This is a genomic window from Paenibacillus amylolyticus (genome assembly GCF_051136285.1).
Taxonomy (GTDB): domain Bacteria; phylum Bacillota; class Bacilli; order Paenibacillales; family Paenibacillaceae; genus Paenibacillus; species Paenibacillus amylolyticus_F.
The window spans coordinates 6,134,038-6,160,700 of the sequence record NZ_CP194938.1 but is presented as its reverse complement, the minus strand read 5'-3'; the positions used below and the strand labels follow the sequence as shown (position 1 = coordinate 6,160,700).

At 47.4% G+C, this 26,663-nt stretch carries 23 protein-coding genes; 3 read left to right on the top strand and 20 right to left on the bottom strand.

The window, feature by feature from the left end; genetic code table 11:
* Positions 1 to 16: 16 nt before the first annotated feature.
* From ACR8BL_RS26930 to ACR8BL_RS26920, 3 genes are all read right to left on the bottom strand, one after another.
* A complete protein-coding gene (locus ACR8BL_RS26930; protein WP_434750371.1) occupies positions 17 to 853 on the bottom strand; it encodes a carbohydrate ABC transporter permease in 837 nt (278 codons plus the stop codon).
* Positions 850 to 1,728 (bottom strand): carbohydrate ABC transporter permease, encoded by an 879-nt coding sequence (locus ACR8BL_RS26925; RefSeq protein ID WP_434750370.1) that lies wholly within the window; start codon positions 1,726 to 1,728, stop codon positions 850 to 852. The genes ACR8BL_RS26930 and ACR8BL_RS26925 overlap by 4 nt, the downstream gene beginning before the upstream one ends.
* A 108-nt stretch (positions 1,729 to 1,836) precedes the next feature.
* Positions 1,837 to 3,168, bottom strand: coding sequence for an ABC transporter substrate-binding protein (locus ACR8BL_RS26920; RefSeq protein WP_434750369.1), 1,332 nt, complete (start codon positions 3,166 to 3,168; stop codon positions 1,837 to 1,839).
* A gap of 130 nt (positions 3,169 to 3,298) precedes the next feature.
* Between ACR8BL_RS26920 and ACR8BL_RS26915 the strand changes: the two genes are divergently transcribed.
* A complete protein-coding gene (locus ACR8BL_RS26915) occupies positions 3,299 to 5,095 on the top strand; it encodes a sensor histidine kinase (RefSeq protein ID WP_434750368.1) in 1,797 nt (598 codons plus the stop codon).
* Positions 5,096 to 5,113: 18 nt separating this feature from the next.
* Positions 5,114 to 6,685, top strand: a complete 1,572-nt coding sequence (locus ACR8BL_RS26910; RefSeq protein ID WP_434750367.1) for a response regulator transcription factor — start codon at positions 5,114 to 5,116, stop codon at positions 6,683 to 6,685.
* Positions 6,686 to 6,980: 295 nt separating this feature from the next.
* Here the strand turns inward: ACR8BL_RS26910 and ACR8BL_RS26905 are convergent, their stop codons facing one another.
* From ACR8BL_RS26905 to ACR8BL_RS26885, 5 genes are all read right to left on the bottom strand, one after another.
* Positions 6,981 to 7,268: a stage VI sporulation protein F gene (locus tag ACR8BL_RS26905; protein WP_434750366.1), complete on the bottom strand. Its 288-nt coding sequence runs from the start codon at positions 7,266 to 7,268 to the stop codon at positions 6,981 to 6,983.
* Between the two features lie 134 nt (positions 7,269 to 7,402).
* A complete protein-coding gene (gene recG / locus ACR8BL_RS26900; RefSeq protein WP_434750365.1) occupies positions 7,403 to 9,448 on the bottom strand; it encodes an ATP-dependent DNA helicase RecG in 2,046 nt (681 codons plus the stop codon).
* A 10-nt stretch (positions 9,449 to 9,458) separates the two neighbouring features.
* A complete protein-coding gene (locus ACR8BL_RS26895; RefSeq protein ID WP_434750364.1) occupies positions 9,459 to 10,322 on the bottom strand; it encodes a DegV family protein in 864 nt (287 codons plus the stop codon).
* Between the two features lie 94 nt (positions 10,323 to 10,416).
* On the bottom strand, positions 10,417 to 12,216 hold the full coding sequence (locus tag ACR8BL_RS26890) for a DAK2 domain-containing protein (protein WP_434756487.1): 1,800 nt from the start codon (positions 12,214 to 12,216) through the stop codon (positions 10,417 to 10,419).
* Entirely contained in the window at positions 12,213 to 12,404 is a 192-nt protein-coding gene (locus tag ACR8BL_RS26885) for a hypothetical protein (RefSeq protein ID WP_434758290.1), read from the bottom strand. Before ACR8BL_RS26885 ends, ACR8BL_RS26890 begins: the two co-directional genes overlap by 4 nt.
* A gap of 446 nt (positions 12,405 to 12,850) precedes the next feature.
* On the opposite strand from ACR8BL_RS26885, the gene rpmB reads away from it, so the two are divergent.
* Positions 12,851 to 13,039: a 50S ribosomal protein L28 gene (gene rpmB / locus ACR8BL_RS26880; protein ID WP_024631107.1), complete on the top strand. Its 189-nt coding sequence runs from the start codon at positions 12,851 to 12,853 to the stop codon at positions 13,037 to 13,039.
* Between the two features lie 198 nt (positions 13,040 to 13,237).
* On the opposite strand, the gene spoVM is transcribed toward rpmB, so the two are convergent.
* The 12 genes from spoVM to coaBC all read right to left on the bottom strand — a co-directional run bounded on the left by spoVM (position 13,238) and on the right by coaBC (position 26,610).
* Positions 13,238 to 13,318, bottom strand: coding sequence for a stage V sporulation protein SpoVM (spoVM, locus tag ACR8BL_RS26875; RefSeq protein ID WP_017687458.1), 81 nt, complete (start codon positions 13,316 to 13,318; stop codon positions 13,238 to 13,240).
* A 166-nt stretch (positions 13,319 to 13,484) separates the two neighbouring features.
* The gene (locus tag ACR8BL_RS26870) at positions 13,485 to 13,736 is read right to left on the bottom strand and encodes a hypothetical protein (protein ID WP_434750362.1); all 252 of its coding nucleotides are present in this window, start codon (positions 13,734 to 13,736) and stop codon (positions 13,485 to 13,487) included.
* A gap of 4 nt (positions 13,737 to 13,740) precedes the next feature.
* On the bottom strand, positions 13,741 to 14,400 hold the full coding sequence (gene rpe / locus ACR8BL_RS26865) for a ribulose-phosphate 3-epimerase (protein WP_434750361.1): 660 nt from the start codon (positions 14,398 to 14,400) through the stop codon (positions 13,741 to 13,743).
* Position 14,401: 1 nt separating this feature from the next.
* Positions 14,402 to 15,319, bottom strand: coding sequence for a ribosome small subunit-dependent GTPase A (gene rsgA / locus ACR8BL_RS26860; RefSeq protein WP_434750360.1), 918 nt, complete (start codon positions 15,317 to 15,319; stop codon positions 14,402 to 14,404).
* Between the two features lie 59 nt (positions 15,320 to 15,378).
* Positions 15,379 to 17,586 carry a Stk1 family PASTA domain-containing Ser/Thr kinase gene (gene pknB, locus ACR8BL_RS26855; RefSeq protein WP_434750359.1) on the bottom strand — a complete coding sequence of 736 codons (2,208 nt, stop codon included), beginning with the start codon at positions 17,584 to 17,586 and terminating at the stop codon, positions 15,379 to 15,381.
* Complete coding sequence (locus ACR8BL_RS26850; protein WP_434750358.1) at positions 17,583 to 18,359, bottom strand: Stp1/IreP family PP2C-type Ser/Thr phosphatase; 777 nt, start codon at positions 18,357 to 18,359, stop codon at positions 17,583 to 17,585. Before ACR8BL_RS26850 ends, pknB begins: the two co-directional genes overlap by 4 nt.
* Before the next feature lie 7 nt (positions 18,360 to 18,366).
* The gene (rlmN, locus tag ACR8BL_RS26845) at positions 18,367 to 19,407 is read right to left on the bottom strand and encodes a 23S rRNA (adenine(2503)-C(2))-methyltransferase RlmN (RefSeq protein WP_434750357.1); all 1,041 of its coding nucleotides are present in this window, start codon (positions 19,405 to 19,407) and stop codon (positions 18,367 to 18,369) included.
* A 254-nt stretch (positions 19,408 to 19,661) separates the two neighbouring features.
* Positions 19,662 to 21,206: a 16S rRNA (cytosine(967)-C(5))-methyltransferase RsmB gene (gene rsmB / locus ACR8BL_RS26840; protein ID WP_434750356.1), complete on the bottom strand. Its 1,545-nt coding sequence runs from the start codon at positions 21,204 to 21,206 to the stop codon at positions 19,662 to 19,664.
* The gene (gene fmt / locus ACR8BL_RS26835) at positions 21,203 to 22,162 is read right to left on the bottom strand and encodes a methionyl-tRNA formyltransferase (RefSeq protein ID WP_434753263.1); all 960 of its coding nucleotides are present in this window, start codon (positions 22,160 to 22,162) and stop codon (positions 21,203 to 21,205) included. Before fmt ends, rsmB begins: the two co-directional genes overlap by 4 nt.
* A gap of 12 nt (positions 22,163 to 22,174) precedes the next feature.
* Complete coding sequence (gene def / locus ACR8BL_RS26830) at positions 22,175 to 22,663, bottom strand: peptide deformylase (protein ID WP_342551934.1); 489 nt, start codon at positions 22,661 to 22,663, stop codon at positions 22,175 to 22,177.
* A gap of 128 nt (positions 22,664 to 22,791) precedes the next feature.
* Positions 22,792 to 25,341, bottom strand: coding sequence for a primosomal protein N' (priA, locus tag ACR8BL_RS26825; RefSeq protein ID WP_434750355.1), 2,550 nt, complete (start codon positions 25,339 to 25,341; stop codon positions 22,792 to 22,794).
* Between the two features lie 3 nt (positions 25,342 to 25,344).
* Positions 25,345 to 26,610 (bottom strand): bifunctional phosphopantothenoylcysteine decarboxylase/phosphopantothenate--cysteine ligase CoaBC, encoded by a 1,266-nt coding sequence (gene coaBC / locus ACR8BL_RS26820; protein ID WP_434750354.1) that lies wholly within the window; start codon positions 26,608 to 26,610, stop codon positions 25,345 to 25,347.
* Between the last annotated feature and the right edge of the window lie 53 nt (positions 26,611 to 26,663).

The window sequence follows — 26,663 nt, the reverse complement described above, 5'->3', positions numbered from 1 at the left end:
GTCCTGATTCTCCTCCTTAACCTTTAACCGCACCAACCGTCATACCGCCAACAAAGTACTTTTGTAAAAATAAAAAGACCAGCAGCAGCGGCAGTGCACACAGGAAGCAGGCTGCGAACAATACATTCCATTGCGTCGGGTTTTGCTGATCTCCCATAAATCCAAGCATCGCCAGAGGTAAGGGCGATTGCCCGGCTCCGGAAATAAAAATCATATTAAAAAAGTAATCGTTCCAGATCCATACCCCCTGCGTAATAATAACGGACACCGTTACGGGAATAAGAAGCGGAAAAACAACTGTCCAGAAGCGTTGCAATAATCCGGCACCATCAATATGTGCAGCCTCCTCTACCTCTTCTGGCACACCACTGCGAATAAAGCCGGTATACAGGAAGGTGGAAAACGGCAAGCTGCAGGTTATAAACATAAAGATCGGAGTATACTGGTTCGTCGGAATATGCAACGCATTAATCATCTGTACAATAGGGATCAACACCATCTGAGCAGGCACCACGAGCCCGGACAGAAAAAATAAATACATAAACTTGCTGAGCCTTGTTTTCAGCCGGGCCATCGGATATGAAGCCATCGCCGCAAACAGAACGACAAAGATGACCGATACCCCAGTTAACACAACGCTGTTCCATAGAGCCTCCAGAAAATGCATGAGCTCGTAGGCCGCTTTGTAACTTGCCAGAGATACACCCTGAAACAGAACCAGCGGGTTCGTATTGTCTTTCGGATCACGCAGTGAAGTTGAAAAAGCAATGATGAGCGGAATCAGATTCAGCGCCATAATCAGTATGACCGCCAGCTGCACAACGCCTTTCCCCATCCATCGACGAAGAATCATGCCGACACCTCCCGCTTGTTCATCTTCAGTACAAACAGAGCAGTAATGATAATAATGACAGCAAACGATATGACACCAAGCGCAGAGGCCTTGCCAAAGAGCTGCTCGGTAAATGCCATTTTATAGACCGAAAAGATTAACGTATTTGTTGCTGTACCTGGCCCACCATTGGTCATAATAAACGGGAAGTCAAACGCTTTAAGCCCATTAATCAGACTGAGCGTTACATTAATCGTGATGGCTGTAGCCAAAAGAGGAATCTTCACATGCCTGAACAGTCGCCACGGACCACACCCGTCAATCCGTCCAGCCTCTAACAGATCATTCGGGACCGTTTGCAGACCCGCGAGGAAAATAATCATGGTTGTGCCAATCGTTTTCCAGATTTCGACCAAAATGATCGAATAGAGTGCAGTAGAAAAATCGCCGAGGAAATTGAGTTCATTTGCAATACCCAGTTTATCCAGAAAGGAAGAGATCAGTCCGTAATCCGGCATATATACATAACTCCAGAGAAAGCCCACAACGATTGCGCTGAATAACGTAGGAAGGTAGGCCAAAGAACGGTAGATTCCGGTTCCTCTTATTTTCATATTTAATAGCAAAGCCATGGCCAGACCGATGATATTGCCTGCAAGGACGGTAACTAATGTATAGATCAATGTATTCTTGAGAGATACACCGAGTATATCACCTTGAAACAACTCCTTGTAATTATCCAGCCCGATATAACTGTAAACCTGAGCATAGCCATTGTAGTCCGTTATGCTGTACTGAAATAACCGCAGGATCGGAAAAATCCAGAAGGTCAGGTAAAACAGTAACGCCGGTACCGCGAACCAGTACATGGACTTTTTCATGACAGTCGAGTTCATCTTGCTCCATCCTTTCCAAAAAGACCGAAGCCGGGAAAGCAGCCTCGAACGTCCTTCCCCGTGCAACGGATCGCCTGTATTGAATCTATTTTTCACAGCTCTCTGAATCTAGTTTTTCCACAACTCTCTGAATTTGCTTTCCATGGCGCCAGCTACCTCTTCAGGTGTTGTTTTTTGCCCAGCGATAATCTCTGCAAACTTGGCTTGCATCACATCGGATACGCCCGCAGGCCACATCTGATTGCTGAAATATACGGAATTGCCGGTTTGCTGATAGTTGTCGTTCACTTCCTTGAACAATTCCTTCTCCAAGCTCACGCCCTTGTACACACTGATAGAGCTGTTGGAAGCAACAAACGCTTTGAATAGCTCGGATTGTCCGTCAAACAGATAATTCAGCACTTGCTTCGCTGCATCGAGATTGGCCGATTTTGCGTTGAGCGCATAACCTGCTGATGTTGCACCAGATACATAGACCGGCTTGCCGGAATCATTGCCTGGAAGGGAAGCGAAGCCACGAGTGAAATCAGCCGCACCTTTGGAGGTCATGGAAGCATAATCCCATGTGCCAGTGAGGGTCATAGCGGCTTTACCGTCAATAAACAGCTGTGCAGATTGAGCGCTGCCAATACCCAGTGAGTTCTTCACCACATAGTTTTTGTCATACAGCTCTTTATATTTGGAGATCGTTTGAACCCACGTAGCATCAGTCAGTGACTTCTCACCTTTTTGCAGCTTGACATCAAAATCCATGTCATCCGGGTATACCGTATTAGCTGCGATCTGGTACATTCCGAACTGGATCACCCAAGGATCTTTGTCGCCCATCGCAATCGGCGTAATGCCTGCATCTTTCAGCTTCTGGCACAAATCTAGGAACGAAGGCCAGTCTTTCGGAAATTCGGAGTAACCGACTAGTTGCAACAACTCCTTGTTGTAATAAGCGCCCAGAAAAGCGATACCGCCCGATACGCCGTATGGCCTGCCGTCAACAGACATATCATCCTTTGCCCCTTGACTGATGTTATCCCAGAAGTTCAAATCAGACAGGTCAGCGGCAAATCCGGCTTTGGCAAAATCAATGACTCCGCCTGCTGAATTTTTCGGGAAAATCCAGAAAATATCGGGACCCTGGCCTGCAGCAAGCTTCGTCCGCACTGAGGTATTGTACTGATCATCAGGCAGCTTCTGTACCTCCAGATTAATGTTCGGGAATTTTTCTTTCACCAGACGGGGCAGCGTTTCAAGTTCGAAGTCTTCTCCTTCCGAAGCTTTGTTTCCCGAGAGCATCATCGTCAACGTAATGGGTTTGACTGAACCATCGCTACCCTCTCTGTTATTGTCGGAGCTGCTCTGCTCTTGGCCCGTAGAACTGCATGCGCTCAGAAACGTCAGCAGCAGCACTAAAGTCAAAGCCCACAGCCGTTTTCTATTTTTCATCTTGTCATTCCCCCGATTCATGTTTATTCTTGCTTTGTGCACATTCTCATCATACGGTGGGTCTCAGTACATTTGCTTTAGCTTGTTTGGTGCACTATTTTTAGATTTGACATTCGCAGGGGGAGCACTTATGATTCTGTTCAACATCAAAACCAAACTGTTTCTGGTTCTCGTTCTGGTGTCCATAGTACCTATCATCGTTGTATCGGTCAGTTCCTACCGGAGTTATACGAAGCTGGTGAATGAGCAAACGTCACTGGTAACGTCCACAACCATCGGCAATTCGGTCAAAAGCATGGAAGAGATTCTGCAGAACATCGACCGGATCTCGATCACCATTCTTCAGCAGTCTTCCAATGCAACCGCTTACAGTGCCGTTAGCGATGAATTAATGAAGCTGAACGATACGAATGATCAGTATGAGATTTTTATGATACGCAGCAAATTGAAGCTCATCTTCGAAAATATTTTGCTCGGATATAATTACATTAATGGTCTGTATCTCTTCACACCGGACGGGAAATGGATCAGTTATGGCAGCAGCGGCACGGATTTACGTCTGGACTACATTGCTCTTCAGGATCAATGGTATCTCGACACCATTCAGCGTAAAGGCGATTTATATGTGGGCGAGGTTGGGGTTAAACCCTACATCATTAATGCCAAGCAGTCGATTGGTTTTTCAAGGGCTCTCTACGACCCGAACAATCACGAGTTCCTCGGGGTGTTTATGCTGGATTGCAGTATGAATATTTTTGATGGATTGAAACGCAACCCTGCTCCCAGTCTATCGAACCTGTATTTGGCGGATAATCAAGGAAAAATTCTGTACTCTACCGATGGACAACAGATCGGACACCCGCTTGCTGCCAATCTTGCATCAGCCATAGAGCATGTTAACAGCAACTCACAATATAAAGTCATTCAGGATAAGATCATGACCGTCATGCAAAAAGTACCCGGACATCCCTGGAATGTCATTGCGAACATTTCACTGGAACGGCTGTACGAGCAGTACAATATCTCACAGAAGCTGCTGCTGTATGTCGCTATAAGCTGTGCCGTGATCTTTCTGCTCCTGTCCTTTTTCTTGTCCAACCTGATTACCAAGCCGATTATTGAATTAACCAAAATGATGCGCAAAACCAAATCACATCCATTTGTGAAGATCAAACCGCAACGAAGCAAACAAGTTGACGAGATCGGGATTCTCTATCATGAATTTAATAAAATGATGAGGGATATTGATACCCACATTCGGGAGAGTTACCAGAACAAAATTCTGACATTGGATTCACAGATGAAAGCGCTCGAGGCACAGATCAATTCTCACTTTCTGTACAATACACTGGAGTCGATCAACAGTATCGCAGAGATTGAGGAAGTCGAAAGCATTGTCGTGATGACCAAGTCACTCGGTGATATGTTCCGCTACAGCATCAAAACAGATAGTGAACGCGTAACCGTCAGCGAGGAGCTTCAGCATGTGGAAAATTATATGGCCATCCAGCAGATCCGGTACGGTGACAAAATCAACTTCAAGCTTCTTGTCGATTCTGAAGTCCGAAGCTGTCACATGTTGAAGCTGCTGCTGCAGCCGCTCGTGGAAAATGCAATCTATCACGGATTGGAGAACAAACGCGGGAAAGGCTCCATCACCATTACCGGCAAGGTTCAAGCGGAACGGATCGTTTTTGAAGTATGCGATGATGGCGTAGGCATGTCACCCGAACAGGTGGATGAGCTGAGGCAGTTGCTGTCACAGCCGCCTGAGTTCATTTCTGTCGGTCAAAGGCTCAAACAGAGCATTGGCATTAAAAACGTGCATTCACGAATTGTTCTGTATTATGGTGACGGGTACGGACTGACTTTCTACAGTGAAGTTCATCAAGGAACCCGAATTACCGTGGAGATTCCAAGTCTTTGAGAGTAGAGGTGACCGCTTATGTATACGTTTATCGTTGTGGACGACGAACCTTTGATCCGCAAAGGTCTGTTAAAAAAACTGGAGACCTCAGAGCATTCCCTGATGCTGCTGGGTGAAGCGGACAATGGCGCCGATGCGCTGGAACTGATTGAATCCTCCAGACCTGACATTGTTTTTACGGATATGCGCATGCCCGAGATGGACGGGAAATGGTTAATTCGGACCGTAGGCCAGCGTTATCCTCATATCAAACTTATTGTGATCAGCGGGCATACCGATTTTGATTACATGCAGGAGGCCATCTCGGCCAAAGTGGTGAATTACTTGCTCAAACCATTCAGCCGGGACGAAGTTCAACATGCCTTGCAACAAGCGATTGTAACGCTGGAGCAGGAGCGCTCTCTGAAGCAGGAGGTTGTGCAGCTGACCGTGGAGACAGAACAGATGAAAATCGATGCTGACCATCAAGCATTTATCCATTATGTACTGCATTCCCATACGCCTGCGAGGCGCCCTCTATTTCGTTCCCGCGAATTCGCGGCCATTCTGGAAGCCGAGCAGCTGGTTTTTATGACGATCTATAGTCCTGAGCCCTATACGGCTGGACATCTTCCTTCTTTTCCGCAAAGCCTGTGTATTCCGCATCCCCAATCGGACCATCTTCTGTTTCTGCTCATGTATGATCAGGGATGTGCAGTGAGCGAACTACAGGAGCGTGCCATCCAAAATGCGGGACGTATTCTGGCTGATACAGCAGCAGCGGAATGTTGCATCGGAGTCAGTCTGCCTCTATCCGATATAAGCGATGTCCGTGAAGCTCATCATCAAACCATTTTGGCTCTCGATAAACGCTCCATTACCGATTTCGGCAAATATTACACGTATACAGTGGAGAACATCCCGTTGTCCTCCCTACGCTGGGGCCGGTCACATGAATTGCTGTTTTTCATGGAAAGTGGCAGCGTGTCCAAAGTTAAAGAGCTGGTCGCTGATTTCTTTGCCTTTTTCATCCGGCAGCCCGATGCTTTACTCTCCCATCTGAAGGAACAATGCCGAGAAATCGTGGGTGAAACGAAGCAGCTGCTGCAACATTATTTACAAAGTGGCAGCGGCGGCAATGCTTCCTCCAGTCTCGAGGCTGTGCTCGACATTTCATTCGATATGGAATCCATACGCCATTATATGGACAAGGTGCTGTCAGGAACAGCGCTGCTGCTTCAAGAATATAACCCATACCGATCCGATCAGGTCATCGACAACGTCAAACATTATATCGACCACCACTATGCCAAAGATTTAACGCTGGAATGGGTTTCCTCCCTGTTTTATCTGAATCCGAGCTATCTCAGCTTCCTGTTCAAAGAAAAACACGGCGAGAACTTTACCGATTACATCAACCGCCTGCGCATTGAACAGGCCAAAGTCACCCTGATCAGCACCGACGACAAAATCTACCGCATCGCCAAGCAACTCGGTTACGACAATCCCAAATACTTTTTCCGTGTATTCAAAAAAATGACCGGTTTAACTCCCGAGGAATATCGGAAACAGCACAAAAGGAATAATATCAAAGAACCAGGACATGGATAATGGCCTGGTTCTTTGTTCAGTAGAGGGCAGCTTCAGCCTCTTGAATGTAATGTGGCCTTTCAAAAAAGCTTAGTTACACTAGAGAGGAGAGGGCAGAGCCAAGCTGAAGAAGCGAAGCTAAAAGCTTTCTGAAAGAAAGCTTCGTAAGCATCATCTTGCCTTTATCACCGGATTTTATCCTCAGAGAGGATAATTCCAAAAATCCGGGGATAACAGCGCTCGGAAGATGGTACTGCACTCGGAGTGCCCCATGTAAACCCCTGTCTTTTTTGAAGTAACACCACTACATTCAACTTTACCTAAACATGCCCCACAACTTGATTAAATGAAACGTGTTGTTCGGATCAATCTTCTGTGCGATGACAAAAGCAACAAATTGCTCTTCCTGTGCAGGTGAGAAATTCTCATTCATAATGACAGCCGAGGATTTGATCAGCCTGCGCACCTTTGCTTTATCCTGCAGATCAGCCTTGGTCACACCATCGATCAACTTTTTAATCCGCTCTTTGACCGCAGGATTTTTCATCTTAAGTTTGATCCGCTCCACCAGCTGCGGACTGATTCCATATTTTTGGTAACCCAAAACGTACAGCACCTCCCAAGAAATGAACTCACTTCTTATTCATATGTTAGGAGGGCTTGGTCACTTGTCACTTTTTACAAAACATGCCTTAAAACCAACGTAGCACATCCAAATTGCATGTCGTGTCGTACAGCTTAATCCATCAGATCACCCTTGAATACCTGCTCTTGCTGGAGAAATTCACGCAACGGCGTGTAGTCAACAGAAGTCCAGAACGTGGCATCTGCAATCAATGCGGACACATCATCCCGGGCCTGTTCCAACACAGCAAAATCCGCTACCATATCGGCTAGACGGAATTCAGGTAATCCGCTCTGCTTGGTGCCAAAGAAATCACCCGGTCCCCGCAGATCCAAATCACGACGCGATACCTCGAATCCATCCTCGGTTTCGGTCATGACCTTCATGCGTTCCTGCCCAACTTCCGTCTTCGGATCAGCAATTAACACACAATACGACGCATGTGCACCCCGTCCAACACGACCTCGAAGCTGATGCAACTGGGACAAACCAAAACGATCCGCGTCCATAATAACCATGAGTGTGGCGTTGGGCACATCGACCCCGACTTCTACCACCGTGGTGGATACCAGCAACTGAATGTCATTACTGTAGAATTCTCGCATCATTTCTTCTTTTTCCGCAGCCGTCATACGTCCATGCAACAACCCCACTTTGTATTTCGGGAAATTCTGCTGCATCTGCACATGCAGATCAATCGCATTTTGCACATCAAGCTTCTCCGATTCTTCGATCAGCGGGCAGATCAGATAGGCTTGACGGCCCTGATCTACCTCTCTTGAGATAAAACCGAGCACCCGCTCCATCATGTCATGTTTCACCCAATACGTAGATATCGGAATCCGTCCTTTTGGCCGCTCTGATATCGTCGATACCTCAATATCACCAAAAGCCGTGATCGCAAGTGTCCGCGGGATCGGCGTAGCCGTCATCGTTAATACATCCGGATTATACCCTTTACGTCTCAAAACGCTGCGCTGATTCACCCCGAAGCGATGCTGCTCGTCCGTAACCACAAGACCCAGCTCCCGGAAGAAAACATCTTCCTGGATCAGGGCGTGTGTACCCACTACAATATCCAGCATGCCCATCTGCAATGAGGCGACCAAATCTTTACGTTTGCGCCCGTTCACACTACCGGTTAACAGGCCTACCGTTACACCAAACGGTTCGAACAGTTTCTGCAAGGAACGCATATGCTGTTCTGCCAAAATCTCGGTCGGCACCATCAGTGCCCCCTGAAAGCCGGATCGCACCGTCGTATAGAGAGCGATAGCTGCAATCACTGTTTTACCAGAACCTACATCGCCTTGCAGCAACCGATTCATCGCATAGGGAGAACGCATATCATGCAAGATTTCAAGTTCAACCTTCTTCTGCGCATCCGTCAACTCAAACGGCAAACTGCGTACAAATTCTCGAATCGTCGTATTGTCCGTGGTGTGAACCATACCATCCAGCCGATTCCGATTCAGTGCACGAAATGCCTGCATTTTAAGCTGGAACAGAAATAACTCCTCATAAACCATCCGCTGTCTCGCTCGCTGGCCTTCCTGATTGTCCTGCGGACGATGAATACCGGCAATGGCCTGCTTGCGCGCCATCAGATTATATTTTTTAATAAGTGCTAGTGGCAAAATCTCGGGGATCATATCACCATATTGAATTAATCCTTGGTTAATCGTCTTGCGTATCCACTGCTGCGTTACCTTGCCCGTGACGGAATAAACGGGTTGCAATGTACCTGAACGCCCATCTCCTTTATCGGGGAATTCCGAGTCGGACACGGTAAGCTGCATGCGCTTTTGTTCCCATTTACCTGTCAGCACAATTTCCCGGTTAGGTGTGAGCTGGTCTTTGAGAAAATGACGGTTGAACCACGTCGCCGTAATCATCCACTCTTCCGTCATCATCTTACAGGTCAGGCGTGACTTTTTGCCGTACCGTTGTAACACCGGAATGCCCATTACCTGTCCCTGGATCGTAATTTTGTCTCCATCCTTAACCTCACTAAGCGAACGCAGACGATAATCTTCATAACGAAACGGATAATACTCCAGCAAGTCTTTCACACTAGAGATGCCAAAGGCGTGAAGCTCTCCCTCTTTGAGAGCACTCACGCCGTTAATTTGCTTCACTGATATTTCTTCCAAGTTCATGTCTAATCCCTCATTCCGGAACAGGCCACATAAAGATGGCAATAACACCGGGCCCTACATGACTGCCGATGACGGCCCCAATATTGGTATAGATCACTTCATTCAGCGTAAAATGACCCTTTAGCTGTTCCGCACAAGCTACTGCTGACGGCGGGTCAGCCGTATGACCAACCGCCAGATTAACCCGTTTGCCGGCCAGATCCTTCTGGAACAGTTCAATAATACGTGCCATTGCCTTTTTATGACCTCTGACTTTCTCTACTGCGTAGATTACGCCTTCTTCATCGATAGAAAGGATCGGTTTAATGTTAAGCAGCGTTCCCAAAATGGCCGAGGCTTTACCAATCCGGCCACCTTTCTGCAGATACTCCAGCGTATCGACCAGAAAAAACAGCTTGCGAGACTGCTGCATGGCTTCTACAGCAGCTACAATCTCAGCAGGGGACTTGCCCTGTTCAGCTAGTTCTGCCGCTTGTACCACCATTAAACCATACCCGTACGAGGCCGATTTTGAATCCAGCACGGTAATATCACCTTCATGTTCAAGCAGTGACTTACCAAGCATGGCTGATTGATATGTTCCGCTCATGCCTGATGACAGATGGATCGATACAATCGGTCTTTCCGAATTCTCATCAAGCAACGTCTGGTACACGTTCATGAAATCAGTGGGAGAAGGCTGTGAAGTCGTAGGCAACACAGCGCTCTTACTTAATTTCTCATAGAATTGCTTCGGCGTCAGTTCAATACCATCGGCATACGTTTCTTCCCCGAACAACAGACGCAAGGGAACAACATGTATACCGTATTTTTGAATCAATTCCTCTGGAATATCGGCCGTACTGTCCGTTACAATCGCAACCTTGTGGCTCACAAGCTCTCCTCCTCTTCGCTAAAGTGCTATGAGTGTATGTTCAAAGAGTTAAAATTCAACACGGTAAAACCCGATACTCTTTGAACAACATCTACTAGGACTCCACAGAGAACAGATAATAATAAACCGGTTGTCCTCCCTGATGTACCTCGACCTCAGCATCAGGATATTGTTCTTCCAGCCATGCAGCAAGAGCAGCAGTAACTTCAGCGTCAGCCTCTTCCCCTTCAAGGATTGTCACCACTTCATCTCCACTCTCCAGCATTTGTTTCAGCAGACCCTCACATGCATTAAGCATACCCTCATCTGTCGCAACAATCTTGGAGTTATGGATACCGATGTAATGACCAGCCTTAATATCCAGTTCATCATACTGGGTATCGCGAACGGCATGAGTCACTTGACCGGACTGAACGCGGCTAATGGCCTCCAGCATTTGTTCACGATTCGTTTCTGCAGACTCATCCTCCTGGAAAGCAAACGCCGCTGCCATTCCTTGTGGAATTGTCTTGCTTGGAATAACGATGATACGACGCTCATCCTCCAGCAGTTCCCTGGCCTGTTCAGCAGCCAGCACAATATTGGAGTTATTCGGCAAAATAAATACTTGATCAGCCGAAATCGAACGAACGGCTTTTACAAAGTCTTCTGTGCTTGGATTCATCGTCTGCCCACCAGACATAACCACATCTACACCCAGGCTTTTGAATATTTCCGCAATGCCATCACCGGAAGAAACGGCGATAAAACCATAAGGCGCCATTTCATCTGCAGGGAGCACCGCTTCTTCAACTGTGCTTGTCTTCTCATGCGGAATTTCAGCAAAAAGATCCGGTGAAGGTGCAATATCCATTCCTGCACTCAGCAGATCACGGTGCTGTTCACGCATATTGAGAATATGAATCTGTGTAATCTCGCCATACTTTAGAGCCAGATTCAATACATCACCAGGTGTCTTGGAATGCACATGCACCTTGATGACTTCATCGTCTGCAATTATAATGACAGAATCTCCATTTTTTGACAACGATTTCCGGAACAATTCTTCATCAAAAGCTGCTCCTGCATTCTCACCAAGTTCACGATTGATGAAAAACTCCATATCGTACAAAAATTCAATATCTTCCGTTTCCAATCGGGCCTGAGCTGACAAAGGCATTTCTGGAGCGATCACCTGTGCCATCTTCGTTGCAACAGGTTCAATTGCAGGCGTTTTCACCATTGTCGCTGCAGACGAAACAGAGTCTTTTTGCAGAGAAGCGTGTGAGCCACCTTCACCTTTAAGCAGTACTTCCATAAAGCCTTCGTAAATATATACAAGCCCCTGACCACCCGAATCCACCACACCAACCTGTTTTAAGACAGGTAGCATTTCTGGAGTCATCGCCAGTGCTTCTTTTGCTTTTAACAAAACCTCATTCATTAATTCAGTGATATCATTCGTCCGTCTTGCGTAGTAGCTGGCATGTTTGGCAGCTTCTTTAGCTACGGTAAGAATGGTTCCCTCCACCGGTTTCACAACAGCTTTGTAAGCTGCGTCAACACCATTTTGCAGGGCTGCTGCGAATTGAATCGTATTCAATTCTTCATAAGGAGCTGCTGAACGGCTGAAACCACGGAACAATTGGGATAAAATAACCCCTGAGTTTCCGCGCGCGCCCATAAGCAAGCCCTTGGATAATATTCCGGCAGCTTCTCCGATCGATGCAGAGCTCTTTCTTTTAATCTCTGCAACGCCAGCAGTCATTGTCAAATTCATGTTTGTTCCCGTGTCGCCATCCGGCACAGGGAAAACATTCAGGGAATTGACATGTTCTGCATGCTGCCCTAGTTGTTCCGCTCCGGCAATAACCATAGCGGTGAAATCTGTTCCATTTAAAGAACGTATACTCAAGTGAGAATTCCCCTTCCTAGCTTGATACACGAACACCTTGCACCAAGAATCATTTTGGTCTGTTCATGCGCTAACGCGGCTGCGTTATTCTTCGTCCATACCTTGTCCGGCACAGGCATACAATACAACATGTCCGCCGGATTAACGGTCTGGGCGGCCGGGCTACCAATATCCTGCATTCTCTGCAACCCATTATGCGGGCATAGGGATATGCACCGGTATCAGAAGCCGACATGAATGCCGCATGGAGACTGGTGCCAATGATGGAATGCCGCATCTCACAGCGTTGCCAAAAAAGTGAACCTCCAACCTCTACGTACGGTTTTTTCTCCGGCATCCCGCGGCAACAGCCTGTTCATGGCTGTACTATGGACTATTCAACATTGTACTATATTAGACAAGAGAAATAAATAAAGTTTTTGGATCAGTTGACGAAGCTTTTTTGAATATGATATTATATTTAAGTATTGTTTTATGCAGGTTAAGTAATGGAAATGATCCGGCCATGCCGGCTTGAACAACCCATTAGCTACTGAAGCCTGATCTCAGGATCAGGAAAGAACAATGAAGTCCTTATGGAATGGCGTTCGTCTCTCCGAAGGCATTGGTTATTTTAGGATAGGAGGTGTAATCTATGTCTCGCAAATGTTATGTGACAGGTAAGAAACCGGGCACCGGTAACCACGTATCCCACGCTAACAACCGTAACCGTCGTTCTTGGGGCGTAAACGTTCAGAAGGTTCGTATTCTCGTGAACGGCAAACCAAAACGTGTATACGTAAGCACCCGTGCACTGAAAGCCGGTAAAGTGACTCGCGTATAATCACGCAAAGCTACTATAAATCGGGTAAGCAAAAAGCACCTTGTTCCTTGCAGGTGCTTTTTTGGTTTTCAAAAAGCACAGCCACAATTCATGATACACACAGGAATGGCCGCCGCATGGCACATCATGCAGATCCGGTTCTCCAGATGAGCCTTGAGCCAAAGCGGCGGTATTCGCTTAACTGTGCTGCAGATCAAATCAGTGCTTTTGAAACGTATTCAGAATTGCTTTTACAAACCCTCCCAAAAACTTCGGCAGTTTGAATGTGTAAAATTTCATACTTCACCCTCCCCATCATGCTCATGCATCCGCCGTATCCTATGCTTCAGGCCTTTTTCACCCAAACACGACAAAAAAGGCTACATGAGAAACCTGCTCATGTAACCATATTTATGCGAGAACTGTTGTCCCTATTCCACAATGACAAGCCCGAAGATCAACGCATTTACGTTTGGGCAGGAATGTATTGATAGACCGCGATCATGAAAACACTCATGAGATAATAAAGTATGCTGAATACGACAAAAGTAATCCGATGTCCCTTGCGATCGAACTTGCGGAAATACATAATGACCACCCCAACCCCGATTAATGACGTGAGCGCATTGAATGGAGCCTGAAGAACTGCAAACAGTGCAAGCACCAGACCTGTGACAAGACTCCCCATCATGGTCCACAGCGTCTCTTTGAGAGTCATGAGGTTAACCCTCGTAGCTGCTGCGAATCTCGGCAATTGCTGTGGCGCGATCTTCGCGTCCAAATACAGCACTACCAGCAACCAGAACGTCAGCACCAGCTTCCACAACGAGCGGAGCCGTATCGGCAGCAATACCGCCGTCTACCTCGATATGTACGTCAGGACGCCCTCTCTCATTCAGCCATGTACGAATCTGCTTGATTTTGTTCATCGTGCCAGAAATAAATGCTTGTCCACCGAAACCTGGATTTACGGTCATGACGAGAACCAGATCTACATCATCCAATACTTCCTCAATTGCACTAGCCGGAGTACCTGGGTTAATAGCAACCCCTGCCATGATCCCCTGCTCTTTAATCAGATGAATCACACGGTGCAGATGCACGCATGCTTCTGCATGAACCGTAATCACTGCTGCGCCGGCTTTTGCAAAATCTTCTACGTACCGCTCCGGATTCTCGATCATCAAATGAACGTCCAGCGGCAGTGTTGTATGAGGCGTAATAGCCTTTACAATAGCAGGACCAAGCGTAATATTAGGCACGAAGTGACCGTCCATTACGTCAACATGAATCCAGTCTCCGCCTGCCGCTTGTGCTTCGGCAACTTCTGCGCCCAGTTTGGCAAAGTCAGCTGATAATATGGATGGGGCAATTTTAATCATGTTAATACCTCCGCTTCTTATCTTTCATTTCCGTAAGGAACTGTACATAATGCTGATATCGACTTTCGGAGATCAGACCTTCCTCCTTGACTGCAAGCACTCGGCAACCAGGTTCATGTGTATGCGTGCACCCACGGAACTTGCACTGATCAGCAAACTCGGCAAACTCCCGAAAACAAGTGGATAATTCCTCGACGCCAATCTCCAAAAAGTCCAACTGGCTAAATCCTGGTGTATCCGCAACGAATCCGCCATTATCCAGTGGAATAAGCTCCACATGTCTGGTGGTGTGTTTCCCGCGTCCCAGACGCATGCTGATTGCACTTGTTTCCAGCGTGAGTCCTGGCATGAGCGCGTTCAGCATGGAAGACTTGCCTACACCGGATTGACCGGAGAATACGCTGATCTTGCCCTCAAGACGTTCTCTGAGCAGCTCGCTGCCTTCTCCAGTTCGCGAACTGGTCGAAATAACCTCATAACCAATCCGTTCGTACATCGCCTTCACTTCAGCTACAACGTTCCGATCCTTAGCTTCCGGGTCAATGAGATCCTGTTTCGTCAGCACGATAAGAGCATCCAGTCCAGCTTGCTCAATATGCACGAGAAACTTGTCTAGCAGATTCAGGTTCATATCAGGCTCTTTGACCGAAAACAGCAGAACAGCCAAGCTGACATTGGCTACCGGCGGACGAATTAATTCGGTCTGGCGCTTATGAATTTCGTCTACTGTTCCTTCCCCATTCTCCGTCAGCATGTAACTTACATGATCGCCAACAAGCGGAGAAGTGCCTCTTTTGCGAAAGATCCCTCTGGCTCTGCATTGAACGGCGGAACCTTCAACCGAAGGAACCCCGTTGTCTTCCACCGGCATGACATAGTAGTAACCACTTAATGCTTTAACGATGATACCTTCTGGCACAGCTCCGTCCCCTCCTTCAGATCACTCAGATTCTTTCCCTACGTCAGCATAAGCCGTCCTTATGGACGGCCTGATGCGTTGATAACTCCTTTTTTCTTATCCTCTTTATGCTTGCCCGACCCTTTATCCGTCTTCATTGCCGAGGTGTCGCCCTCCTGATTATCCCCTTCCCCGTCAACCGGAGTAGAGCCAGGGTCACTTTCCCCGCCGTTATCCACACCACCGTTGTCACCATTCCCCGGATCAGGAGTATTCGCTGGTGGAGCTTGTGTGTTCTGTTCGGGATCAATGGAAGGCACATTCACTGTACCATTCTTCGCTTCACTGTAAGAAACAACATAGGTATCCAGGAATTTGCCGTCACGATAAACGGACACCGCACCATTCTCATTAGGTGCAAGCACAAGCGGAATTGTCAGGACTTGAGCGGAATTGATGGTACGTGTACCCCACTCTTGATTTTTGCCGCGTGCATCTTCATAAGTGATACGGATTTTACTGTTCTTCCCTGCTTCTTTTGGTGATACGTTGATATTAAAAGGATACTCCAGAGCCTGATCCGGATATCCTGTACTGATAAAGATCGTAATCTTGTCGCCAGGATTCACATCAGTTCCAGCTTCCACAGGCCATTGCTGGGTAACTTTTCCCTTTTCTACAGTATAACTGGATTCCTCCTGTACCTGTCCAAGCACAAGTCCCTTCTCTTTCAGCATCTGTTCCGCTTCACTGCGCGTATGATTTTTCAGATCAGGCATTTTGACCGTTTCAGTACCCTTGCTTACAGTTAACTCGATTGCTACAATTTCAGGATCAAATTCTTCATTTACGCCAGGCGTCTGGGAAATAACTGAACCTGAAGGCACTTCATTGGAGAACTCATCCTTACGCTTGATTTGGTCTTCTTTTATACCAAGCCCCGTTAACCTTTTAACCGCTTCAGAATAAGGATCCTGCTTGACATCAATCATTTTCACCATTTCTTTTTCCGCGCCAACGCTCAGCTGTATTTCGGTACCTTTTTTAACTACATCGCCTGCATTCCTGCTTTGATCGAAGACAGTGCCGGGTTGCACGTTTTCTTTGTACATTCGAATAACGTCATTACTTATAACCAGACCCTCCGCCTCTAACATTTGACGGGCTTTTTCTTCTGTCTGATTGACCACATTAGGCACCGTTACCTCAGGCACAACAAGCATGCCTTTGACGTACCATACAACCGCAACCATGGCGATCAGAATAAGAACCGTTGATGAAATGATCAGCGCCGGTTTTTTCCAGTTTTTCTTCTTCGGTTTACCCGAGTTTCCTGCTTCATCGTTTTCCATTACAGGCAACGTTCCGGTAGACGTCATACCACGCGGTTCCGGTTTGATAGCCGGCATAACCCGAGTCTGATCGATGTCGTCTTCATCCGGAAAATCAACCTTGGACTCATTGCGGCGTTCTGGCATGAGACATGTTTCCAGATCATTCTGCATTTCTTTGGCCGATTGATAGCGCTCCTGCGGATTTTTGCGCATCGATTTCAGAATGACATTTTCCACACTTTGCGGAATCAACGGATTGAATTTGCGTGGTTCATCAAACTCTTCCTGCAGATGTTTCAAAGCTACACTGATTGGACTCTCCCCCAAAAAAGGAAGCTGTCCGGTAAGCATTTGATAAAGTACAATTCCTAGAGAATATAAGTCCGACTTCTCCCCAGTCACAATACCCTTGGCATGCTCTGGCGAGAAATAATGCACCGAACCCACGACAGAGCCAGTCTGCGTGATCGTTGTAGAGGTCACCGCACGGGCGATACCAAAATCCGTTACTTTGACACGGCCATTTCGGCCAATTAATATATTATGCGGTTTAATATCCCGATGAATAATCTGATTATGGTGCGCGTGATCCAGTGCATCCGCGATCTGGGAAGCAATGTGTACCGCTTCGTCGACCTGCAAAGGCGCACGTTCCTTAATAATTTCATTTAAATTTTTGCCTTCAACGTACTCCATGACAATATAATGAACTTCATCTTCCTGACCCACATCATAGATGCTGACTACATTCGGATGGGAGAGCGAGGCCGCTGACTGTGCCTCTCTACGGAAACGACGAATAAACTCTTCATCATGCACGAATTGCTGTCTAAGCACTTTAATCGCTACATTTCGGTTTAAGAGCAGATCCTGGGCTTTGTATACAAGAGCCATGCCGCCGCCGCCAACACGCTCAATAACTTCATAGCGTCCGCCTAGCTGGTGCCCAATCATGACTCACACCCCGTTTCCGTTTGTATCTCGTCTTGCTGCTGAGGCTCAAATAAAGCCACCGTGATGTTATCATCTCCACCGGCAAGCAATGCCAACTGAAGCAGTCGATCAGCGCGATCTTCCAGTGCAAGTTCAAGATTGCCCGCAACCTGAATAATCTGCTCATTACTGACCAGGTTACTGAGTCCGTCACTGCAGAGAAGCAGTACTTCGCCTTCTTCCAACCGCACGGTATCCATATCAACCTTCACTTCAGCATCCGTGCCAAGCGCACGGGTAAGTACGTTTCGACGTGGATGATGAGATACGTCTTCTTTGCTAATCTGACCATTTTTGTACAATTCATTCACCAGTGTATGGTCTTCGGTCAACTGGAATACTTCCTTGCCTACAATTTTATAAGCACGGCTGTCCCCAATATGTCCAATTACACCTTCTGCATCATTTAATAAGGCTGCGACAACCGTCGTTCCCATATTATGATACTTATCATCTGTAGATGCTGTGCGGAATATGACTTCATTCGCATGAAGAATCGCATCGCTAAGCGCAGCGGACAGCGATGCATGAGACAAACCTGGCTCAAGTGTAGCCAGATCCTGCACCAGCGTCTCCACTGCAAGGCGACTTGCCGTATCCCCAGCAAGATGTCCGCCCATGCCGTCTGCAACGATTCCCAGAATATATCCTGTATCGAGATTACGAATCCAGGCTGAATCTTCATTCACCGAACGTACTCGTCCGATATGGCTCACATGAACTGTTTTGATCAAAACGCTCTCACCTCAACTCCATATGCTTTGCACGAAGCTGGCCGCAAGCGGCAGCAATATCATGTCCCTGTTCACGGCGAATCGTTACATTAACTCCTTGTTCCGAGAGTATTCTCTGGAAGTTAAAGATATCACTTCTTGATGTTCTAACATATTTGCGCTCAGGCACATGGTTAACCGGGATCAGATTGACATGGCATAACATGCTTTTGAGCACACTTGCCAGTTCTGCCGCATGCTCTGGCTGGTCGTTTACACCGCCAATCAATGCATATTCAAACGTAATTCTCCGGCCTGTCTTCGCCAGATAATAACGAAGAGATTCCATCACATCATCAAACGGGAAACGACGGTTAACCGGCATCAATTTTGAACGAAGAGCATCATTCGGCGCGTGTATTGAAATCGCGAGATTAATCTGCGTGTCTTCATCAGCAAACTTGTAGATGTTCGGCACGATTCCACTCGTAGACACGGTAATGTGGCGCTGACCAATATTCAAGCCTTTTTCGTGAATCATAATCCGCAGAAATGCCATTGTCGCTTCATAATTTTCAAATGGCTCACCTGAACCCATGATAACAATACTGCTGACACGTTCGTTACGCTCATCCAGAATTTTCTGAGCCTGTACAACCTGAGCAACGATCTCTCCTGCTGTCAGGTTACGTTTGAGACCGCCAAGCGTGGATGCACAGAATGTACAACCAATGCGGCAACCAACCTGTGTCGTTACACAGATGCTGTTCCCGTAGTTATGCTTCATAATAACTGTTTCAATGGCATGATCATCATGCAGACCAAAGAGGAATTTTACCGTTCCATCCTTGGACTCAAACTTGGTGATTTCCTTGAGGGTTACGAATTCAAACTGCTCTACCAATTTCTCACGCAGAGCTTTGGATAGATTCGTCATTTCACTAAAATCATTCACACGTTTCACATAAATCCAGTCAAAGATCTGACCGCCGCGAAACGCAGGTTCCCCGTTTTCCACAGCCCATTGCTGCAACTGCTCCAGGGTAAAATCGTATATAAAAGGTTTCATTTTGTTGTCAACACCTATTCCTTTTTTCTTTTCATTTGCTTTCAAACGTTTTACTGCATTCGTCCTATTCTATCACAAACGGCACTTTACATCCATGTATACCCTTGAGACCTGTTCTTCATGCATTATAACACCTCGTTCTAACCATCGCACCCTGGCATCGTTTTATAGACTGATTATAACCGCGCGGCCCCTCACAAAGAAATCCGCCGAGGTTTTCCTCGGCGGCCTTCCTTCCGTGCTCTATTAAAAGGTTAATCTGCGCTTCTTGTCAACCTTGCAATGTAAAAACCATCACTGTGAGCATACTGCGGCAGAATCTGAATACCACCATTCGCTGCCTTCCAGTTCTCGGTTTCCGGCTGTGACCACGTGGACGACTCGATAGCCTGATACTCCGGGTGACGAGATAAAAAATCCGCAATCATACCCTCGTTCTCTGCTGCTTCGATCGTACAAGTGCTGTATACCAAAATCCCACCTGGTTTAAGCAATGGTGCAACACCATCTAAAAGCTCACGCTGCAAGATGGAGATGTCTTCAATATCCGAAGCCGATTTGGTCCATTTCACGTCTGGCTTACGGCGAATCACGCCAAGACCCGAACACGGTGCATCCAGCAAAATCCGGTCAAATGAAGATTCCTCATAACGCTTGTTTAAATCAAGTGCATCACCGGTTACCGCGTCAATACAGCTAAGCCCGAGACGTTCTGCTTGATCCAGAATAAGCTCGCGTTTATGAACATGGACATCATTAGCTACAATGTGCCCCCTGTCTCGCATTTTCTCCGCCATATGAGCAGTCTTGCCGCCTGGAGCTGCACAGCAGTCCAGTACATTCTGTCCCTCTTCAGGTGCTACAGCTTCGGCGACCAGCATGGAGCTTTCGTCCTGCACGGAGAAGAACCCGTCCCGATACCAGGACGTAAGAGCCATATTGCCGCCACTTCGAACCAAAATACCATCTGGGCTAAGAAGGGAAGCTTCAACAATAGCACCCGTGTCTGCCATCTCCTCCATCAGTTTGTTACGTGTTGTCATTGTCGTGTTCACACGTACACTTACTGCTGGTGGTTCATTATTGGCTCGACAGATCGCTTCGGTTGTCTCTTCTCCGTATTGAGCAATCCACCGCTCCACCATCCACAACGGGTGTGAATGCTCCAGCGAAATCCGTTCAGCCGCCGGTAGATGTGAAGGAATATGCAGTTGCTCCTTATTTCGAATCATATTCCGCAGCACGCCATTAACCATACCGGAGATTCCCTGATGACCAAGCTTTTTCGCCAGGTTCACCGCTTCACTGACAACGGCATGTTCCGGAATTCGATCCAGGTAGATCAATTGATAAGCACTGATCCGAAGCAAACTGCGCACCCAGGGCTGTAATTTCGCTGTTCCTTTGGCAACAAAACGTTCCAAATAATAATCCAACGTATTTTGTCTTGCAATCGTTCCGTAGACCAGTTCTGTAGCAAGTCCTGCATCCGCAGAACTAAGCTCTGTCTCTTGGAGCCTGCGGTTTAATTCCAGATTGCTGTAAGCTCCATCCTGCTCAACCGCACTCAGTACCTTGACAGCGAGTGCACGAGCAGATGTTTTCGGTTTCTGTACACGAGCATGATTCTGGCTCACCTTGGCTGAAGAAGTCGACACCTTGCTGTTTCCTGTACGCCGGCCTTGGTTGCCAGAAGAACCCTTGCCAGGCTGACGACGATTAGGGTTATTTCCCGCGTTACCGTTGCCTGCTGCCTCACGTTCTTTCCCTGAGGAATGTCCTGATTTTGGAGTCGTCATCGCAGCACCGTACCAGGTTTCAATGTTCCACCGCGCGCAAAGTCAGCAGCATGCATTACTTTTTTGCCGGCAGGCTGTACTTCGGTCAGCCACAAAGAACCATCGCCTGTCTTTATTTCAATGCCTGATTTATTCAATTGCAACACCGTTCCCGGTTCTGCTTGTCCATCATTTGAAGAGGATGAATACTCTGCCTTCACCTGATCTGGATTCGTTACTGACCAAATTTTAAAGACCTGCTCTTCCCACATCGTAAATGCACCCGAGAAGGGCACCAGTCCTCTTATCTGGTTGAACAATTCACGAGATGTGCGACTCCAATCAAGCTTTTCATCTTCACGGGTCAAGTTACGAGCATACGTAGCCTGCTCATCATCCTGTGGCACAGCTGTCGTTTGTCCTGCGATCAGACGTGGCATTTCAGCCTGAAGCAGCTTGGAACCAGCCTCGCTCAGTTTGACAAACATCGTACCAGATGTATCTTCATCCGTAATGGGCACTTCCACACGAGAGATCATATCCCCGGTATCCAGACCTTCTGCCATATACATCAACGTGACTCCTGTGACTGATTCTCCGTTAATGATAGAGCGCTGTATCGGAGCTCCTCCGCGGTATTTGGGCAAAAGAGATCCGTGCACGTTCACGCAGCCTCGAACCGGCATATCCAGCACCGCTTTGGGAAGAATCTGTCCAAATGCGGCTGTAACAATCAGGTCTGGCTTCCACTCTGCAAGGTGGGCTACCGCTTCCGGATCCCGAAGTTTGACAGGTTGAAACACCGGCAGACCATAGCGTTCAGCTGCGGCCTTAACCGGTGTAGGTGTAAGTACTTTTTTACGTCCTTGCGGTTTATCTGGCTGGGTTACTACGCCTACCACATGGTAACCTTCCGCCATCAACATATCCAGCGAAGGAACGGCAAATTCAGGTGTTCCCATAAAGACAATATTCAAATCGATCACTCCTTAATTGCGACGCGGTCCCGTTTGCTCCGGGGCAATTTCATATACTTTTTCAGCAATATCTGTAAAGAGCACGCCATCCAAATGGTCAATTTCATGCTGGAATGCACGTGACAGCAGACCACTACCTGTAATAATCAACTCTTTGCCTTCACGATCCAGACCTTTAACGGTAACCGTCTCGAAACGACGAACATCACCATTAATTCCAGGAATACTCAGACAACCTTCGGGTCCGAACTGTTCTCCTTCACTGGAAATAATCTCTGGGTTAATCATTTTGATCAGCCCTTGCTCATCTCCTGCATCAATCACAATCAAACGTTTCAGAATGCCGACTTGCGGAGCGGCAAGACCTACCCCTTCTGCGTCGTACATTGTGTCTGCCATATCATCAAGCAACTTCTGTACATTAGGTGTAACTTTGGTAACTTCCTTGGCCCTTTTGTGAAGCACCTCATCTGGTTCTTTAACGATAATACGAATCGACATGTTGTAAGCACCTTCCTAATTCTCATCATAGTTTCACGATAATAATCTCTATTTCGTTGTTCATATTAATCTATGTTTATACCGCTTGTTCACATCCACATTTATCGCATCAAAATGCTGTAAAATGTCTACATTAACATCTGCGGATCTACATCAAGGCTAATAAGCAACTTTTGGGCCTGAACATCATCGTCCATGTGACGGGCTGTTGCCAGAGCCAAGCCAATGGCGTCCACATCCCCACGCCATTTTATCATACATTGGAATCGGTATCTATTCTTGATCCGCGGAATAGGGGAAGCTACAGGACCAAGCACATCAAAGGCTTCGTTGCTGAAACGATCCAGACTGCCCAGCCACCCGGCAGCGTTCGCCTTCTCTTTCAGCAATCGAGTATAGTTTTCAGCTAGTCGGATCAGTACCGGAAGCTGTTCATGAGAGAAAGTCACCAGAATCAGGCGGCAGTATGGTGGATATTGCAAATTTCTACGATGCAACAGTTCTTCTCTTACAAAAGATACGTAGTCATGCTGGCTTGCATGTCCAATGGAGTAATGTTCGGGCGTATAGGACTGCACAAATACCTCACCCGGCAATTGATGACGCCCCGCCCGACCTGCCACTTGTGTAAGCAGTTGGAATGTTTTTTCAGCAGCACGGAAATCCGGCAGATTCAATGCTGAATCAGCGGTGATGACTCCGACCAGAGTGACATCCGGAAAATCGAGCCCTTTGGCAACCATCTGGGTTCCAAGCAGCACATCCGCCTTTTTCTCCCGAAACTGTTTTAACAGCTTCTCATGTGAGCCTTTTTCCGTCGTCGTATCTACATCCATGCGAATCACCCGAATTCCAGGGAAGAGCTTGGCCAATTCTTCCTCGACCCGCTGTGTTCCTGTGCCGAAGTACCTTATATGCTCGCTTCCGCAATCCGGACATGTTTCGGGTGCCGCTTCAGCATATCCGCAATAATGACAGCGTAAATTGTTGGAACGTTGGTGATATGTTAAAGAGATATCACATTCAGGACAACCCGCTACATATCCGCAGCTACGGCACATAACAAAGGTTGAATATCCCCGGCGATTAAGTAATAGCACCGTCTGTTCCCCGCGCTCTATACGTTCTTCCAACCCTTTGTGCAGCGCCCTGCTGAACATGGAACGATTCCCATCCTTCAATTCTTCACGCATATCGATGATACGGACATCCGGCAGTTTGTTCCCAAGCGCCCTTGTAGGCATCTCTAACAAAAGCGGTGCAAAATCATCGTTGCTTTGCGAACGTGCAGCATAGTAACTCTCCAGCGAAGGTGTAGCTGAACCGAGAACCACCACAGCTTGATGCTGCTGTGCTCTTTTGACAGCCACATCACGCGCATGGTATTTAGGCGTCTCTTCCTGTTTATACGAAGTTTCGTGTTCTTCATCCATAATAATCAGCCCTAGCCGGCTGAATGGAGCAAATACAGCTGAACGCGCACCAATCGCCACCTTCACCTGACCTTCACGGATTTTGCGCCATTCATCGTAACGTTCGCCGCCGGAAAGACGACTGTGCATGACCGCGACCTGGTCGCCAAAACGTCCCTTGAAACGCTCCACCATCTGCGGGGTTAGTGCGATCTCAGGTACCAGTACAATAGCCTGTCTGTCTTGATTGATGCACTGTTGAATGGTCTGCAGATAAACTTCTGTTTTACCACTTCCGGTAACACCATTCAATAAAAAGACACCATGACGCCGTTCCTGCAAACGTCCATTAATACTACCAAAAACCCGTTGTTGCTCGTCTGTCAATTCCAGCGGCTCTGTCGGTTTAAAACGTCTTCCCTGATACGGATCGCGGAAAACTTCCACGTCCTCTGTCACAACCAAGCCTTTTTCCTCAAGCCCTTTGATCGTTGCTGCCGAGACCTGCAAAGTAGACAGTACTTCCTTTAAAGGCATGGGTAAGAGATCTTTCATCTCCAGCAAAAAAGAAAGAATCTCCTTCTGCCGTTGCGCCTTTGCCGGGAATGAGGACAGTGCTTCTTCCGCAGCAGTGATATCCACAGCCAGATTCACGGATTTCATCGTTTTTTTATTCAGCTTGTCCTTAATCGCCTGACTTTCCAAAAGCACACCGGTCAGCAACAGCTTTTTGATCAAGGCTGCATGGTTCGGGTACTTACGGCTTAATTGTTGCAGGGGCACCTGTCCCCTGCTTTTGACAAAACGGATAATATCCTGCTGAACCTTCTCGGTAGTCGATTCCTCTCCCCACACAAACAACACTTCTTCGCTTGAGGACTTACCGTCAGCATGTGCATCCAGCGCTTCTCCCAGCGAAATATATCGCTCGGCTTTTCCTTTCAGCGCCGTTGGCACCATCACTTGCAAGGACAAAATCCGATTGCTGGCATATCGCTCGCTCATCCATTCTGCCAGCTCCACCAGATCCTTCGACAACGGCGGCACAATGTCCAGCAGCTCCTGAATGGGCTTCATCTTAAACGATTCTTCTCCGGTACGCGGAACCAGATCCACGACGAACCCTTGTACTGTGCGATGCCCAAAAGGAACACCTACCCTGCTCCCGACCTCAATCCATTCCTTCATGGAATCGGGTATCAGATAATCAAAAGGCCGGTCGGTCTGCTTCACAGGCACATCGACAATGACCTTAGCAATCTCCATCTCCTAATTCCTCCCGGCAATGCGCTCCGCCGCAATTCGGAGCAAGCGATGAGCCACATCTTCCTTGGACATCAGCTCAAGCTCCTCTACCAACCCTTCACGGTCATAGATATGCACCGCGTTGGTGTCTGTTCCAAATCCTGCCCCCGAACGGGTGACATCATTGGCTACGATCAGATCACAATTTTTCCGTTCCAGTTTCTCACGAGCATACATCTCAAGCGACTGAGTCTCAGCGGCAAAACCAATCAAAAATTGATGTGTCTTCCGCTTCCCCAGCGTCTCCAGAATATCTATATTTTTCACAAGTTCGAGCGACAGAGTGTCGCCTTTCTTCTTGATTTTCTCCACGTAAACTTCCTTCGGACGATAATCAGCCACAGCGGCTGCCTTAATGACGATATCTGCATCGTCCCATTCCCGGGATACCGCTTCATACATGTCCTGTGCGGACTGCACGGGTATGATCTCTACATTTTCGGGAGGCTGTGCCTGGGTATTTCCCATAACAAGCTTCACATCCGCCCCTAGGTCACGCGCAGCAGCGGCGATGGCAAATCCCATTTTTCCAGATGAATCATTCGTAATATAACGAACCGGATCAATGCGTTCAACCGTACCGCCAGCGGTAACTACCACTTTCTTTCCATGTAACATTATTGCCTGATTTGTTCCCTGCACTTCGATCCGAGTTTGTTCTGAAGACTTCACCTTGGAAGACTCGCGCTGCTCAAAGAAACGCTCCACCACATCCACGATCGTCTCCGGTTCTTCCAGACGCCCCTTGCCGACATAACCGCAAGCAAGTAGGCCTTCGCCTGGTTCGATCATTAACGTGCCGCGTTCAGCAAGCAGATTCATATTGTGCTGCACCGCCGGATGATCATACATATGTACATTCATAGCAGGTGCAATCATCACGGGTGCAGTGGTTGCTAGTAGCGTTGTTGTGAGCATATCGTCCGCCATACCGTGTGCCATTTTGGCGATTACATTCGCTGTTGCAGGAGCTACCAACACCAGATCAGCCAGATCTGCGAGATTAATATGGGAGACAACTGCCGGCTCACGTTCATCAAATGTGTCTGTATACACTGCATTTCGGGTCAACGTTTGCAGCGTTAATTCGGTAATAAACTGTGTTGCCGAAGCGGTCATAATGACATGTACATCCGCTCCCTTTTGCACCAGTTTGCTGCATAATGTCGCTGCTTTGTAAGCCGCTATGCCTCCTGTTACGCCAAGCACGATTTTTTTACCGTTCAACATGTTCCTATCCCCCGATAATGTTAAGACATCTATACAAGTCAATATAATAGTTC

Bases quoted from the DNA above. Each gene is read 5' to 3' on its own strand.
- ACR8BL_RS26930 (WP_434750371.1), bottom strand. From the start codon at position 853: ATGATTCTTCGTCGATGGATGGGGAAAGGCGTTGTGCAGCTGGCGGTC.
- ACR8BL_RS26925 (WP_434750370.1), bottom strand. From the start codon at position 1,728: ATGAACTCGACTGTCATGAAAAAGTCCATGTACTGGTTCGCGGTACCG.
- ACR8BL_RS26920 (WP_434750369.1), bottom strand. From the start codon at position 3,168: ATGAAAAATAGAAAACGGCTGTGGGCTTTGACTTTAGTGCTGCTGCTG.
- ACR8BL_RS26915 (WP_434750368.1), top strand. From the start codon at position 3,299: ATGATTCTGTTCAACATCAAAACCAAACTGTTTCTGGTTCTCGTTCTG.
- ACR8BL_RS26910 (WP_434750367.1), top strand. From the start codon at position 5,114: ATGTATACGTTTATCGTTGTGGACGACGAACCTTTGATCCGCAAAGGT.
- recG (WP_434750365.1), bottom strand. From the start codon at position 9,448: ATGAACTTGGAAGAAATATCAGTGAAGCAAATTAACGGCGTGAGTGCT.
- rpmB (WP_024631107.1), top strand. From the start codon at position 12,851: ATGTCTCGCAAATGTTATGTGACAGGTAAGAAACCGGGCACCGGTAAC.
- spoVM (WP_017687458.1), bottom strand. From the start codon at position 13,318: ATGAAATTTTACACATTCAAACTGCCGAAGTTTTTGGGAGGGTTTGTA.
- ACR8BL_RS26870 (WP_434750362.1), bottom strand. From the start codon at position 13,736: ATGACTCTCAAAGAGACGCTGTGGACCATGATGGGGAGTCTTGTCACA.
- rpe (WP_434750361.1), bottom strand. From the start codon at position 14,400: ATGATTAAAATTGCCCCATCCATATTATCAGCTGACTTTGCCAAACTG.
- pknB (WP_434750359.1), bottom strand. From the start codon at position 17,586: ATGATTGGGCACCAGCTAGGCGGACGCTATGAAGTTATTGAGCGTGTT.
- rlmN (WP_434750357.1), bottom strand. From the start codon at position 19,407: ATGAAACCTTTTATATACGATTTTACCCTGGAGCAGTTGCAGCAATGG.
- rsmB (WP_434750356.1), bottom strand. From the start codon at position 21,206: ATGACGACTCCAAAATCAGGACATTCCTCAGGGAAAGAACGTGAGGCA.
- def (WP_342551934.1), bottom strand. From the start codon at position 22,663: ATGTCGATTCGTATTATCGTTAAAGAACCAGATGAGGTGCTTCACAAA.
- priA (WP_434750355.1), bottom strand. From the start codon at position 25,341: ATGGAGATTGCTAAGGTCATTGTCGATGTGCCTGTGAAGCAGACCGAC.
- coaBC (WP_434750354.1), bottom strand. From the start codon at position 26,610: ATGTTGAACGGTAAAAAAATCGTGCTTGGCGTAACAGGAGGCATAGCG.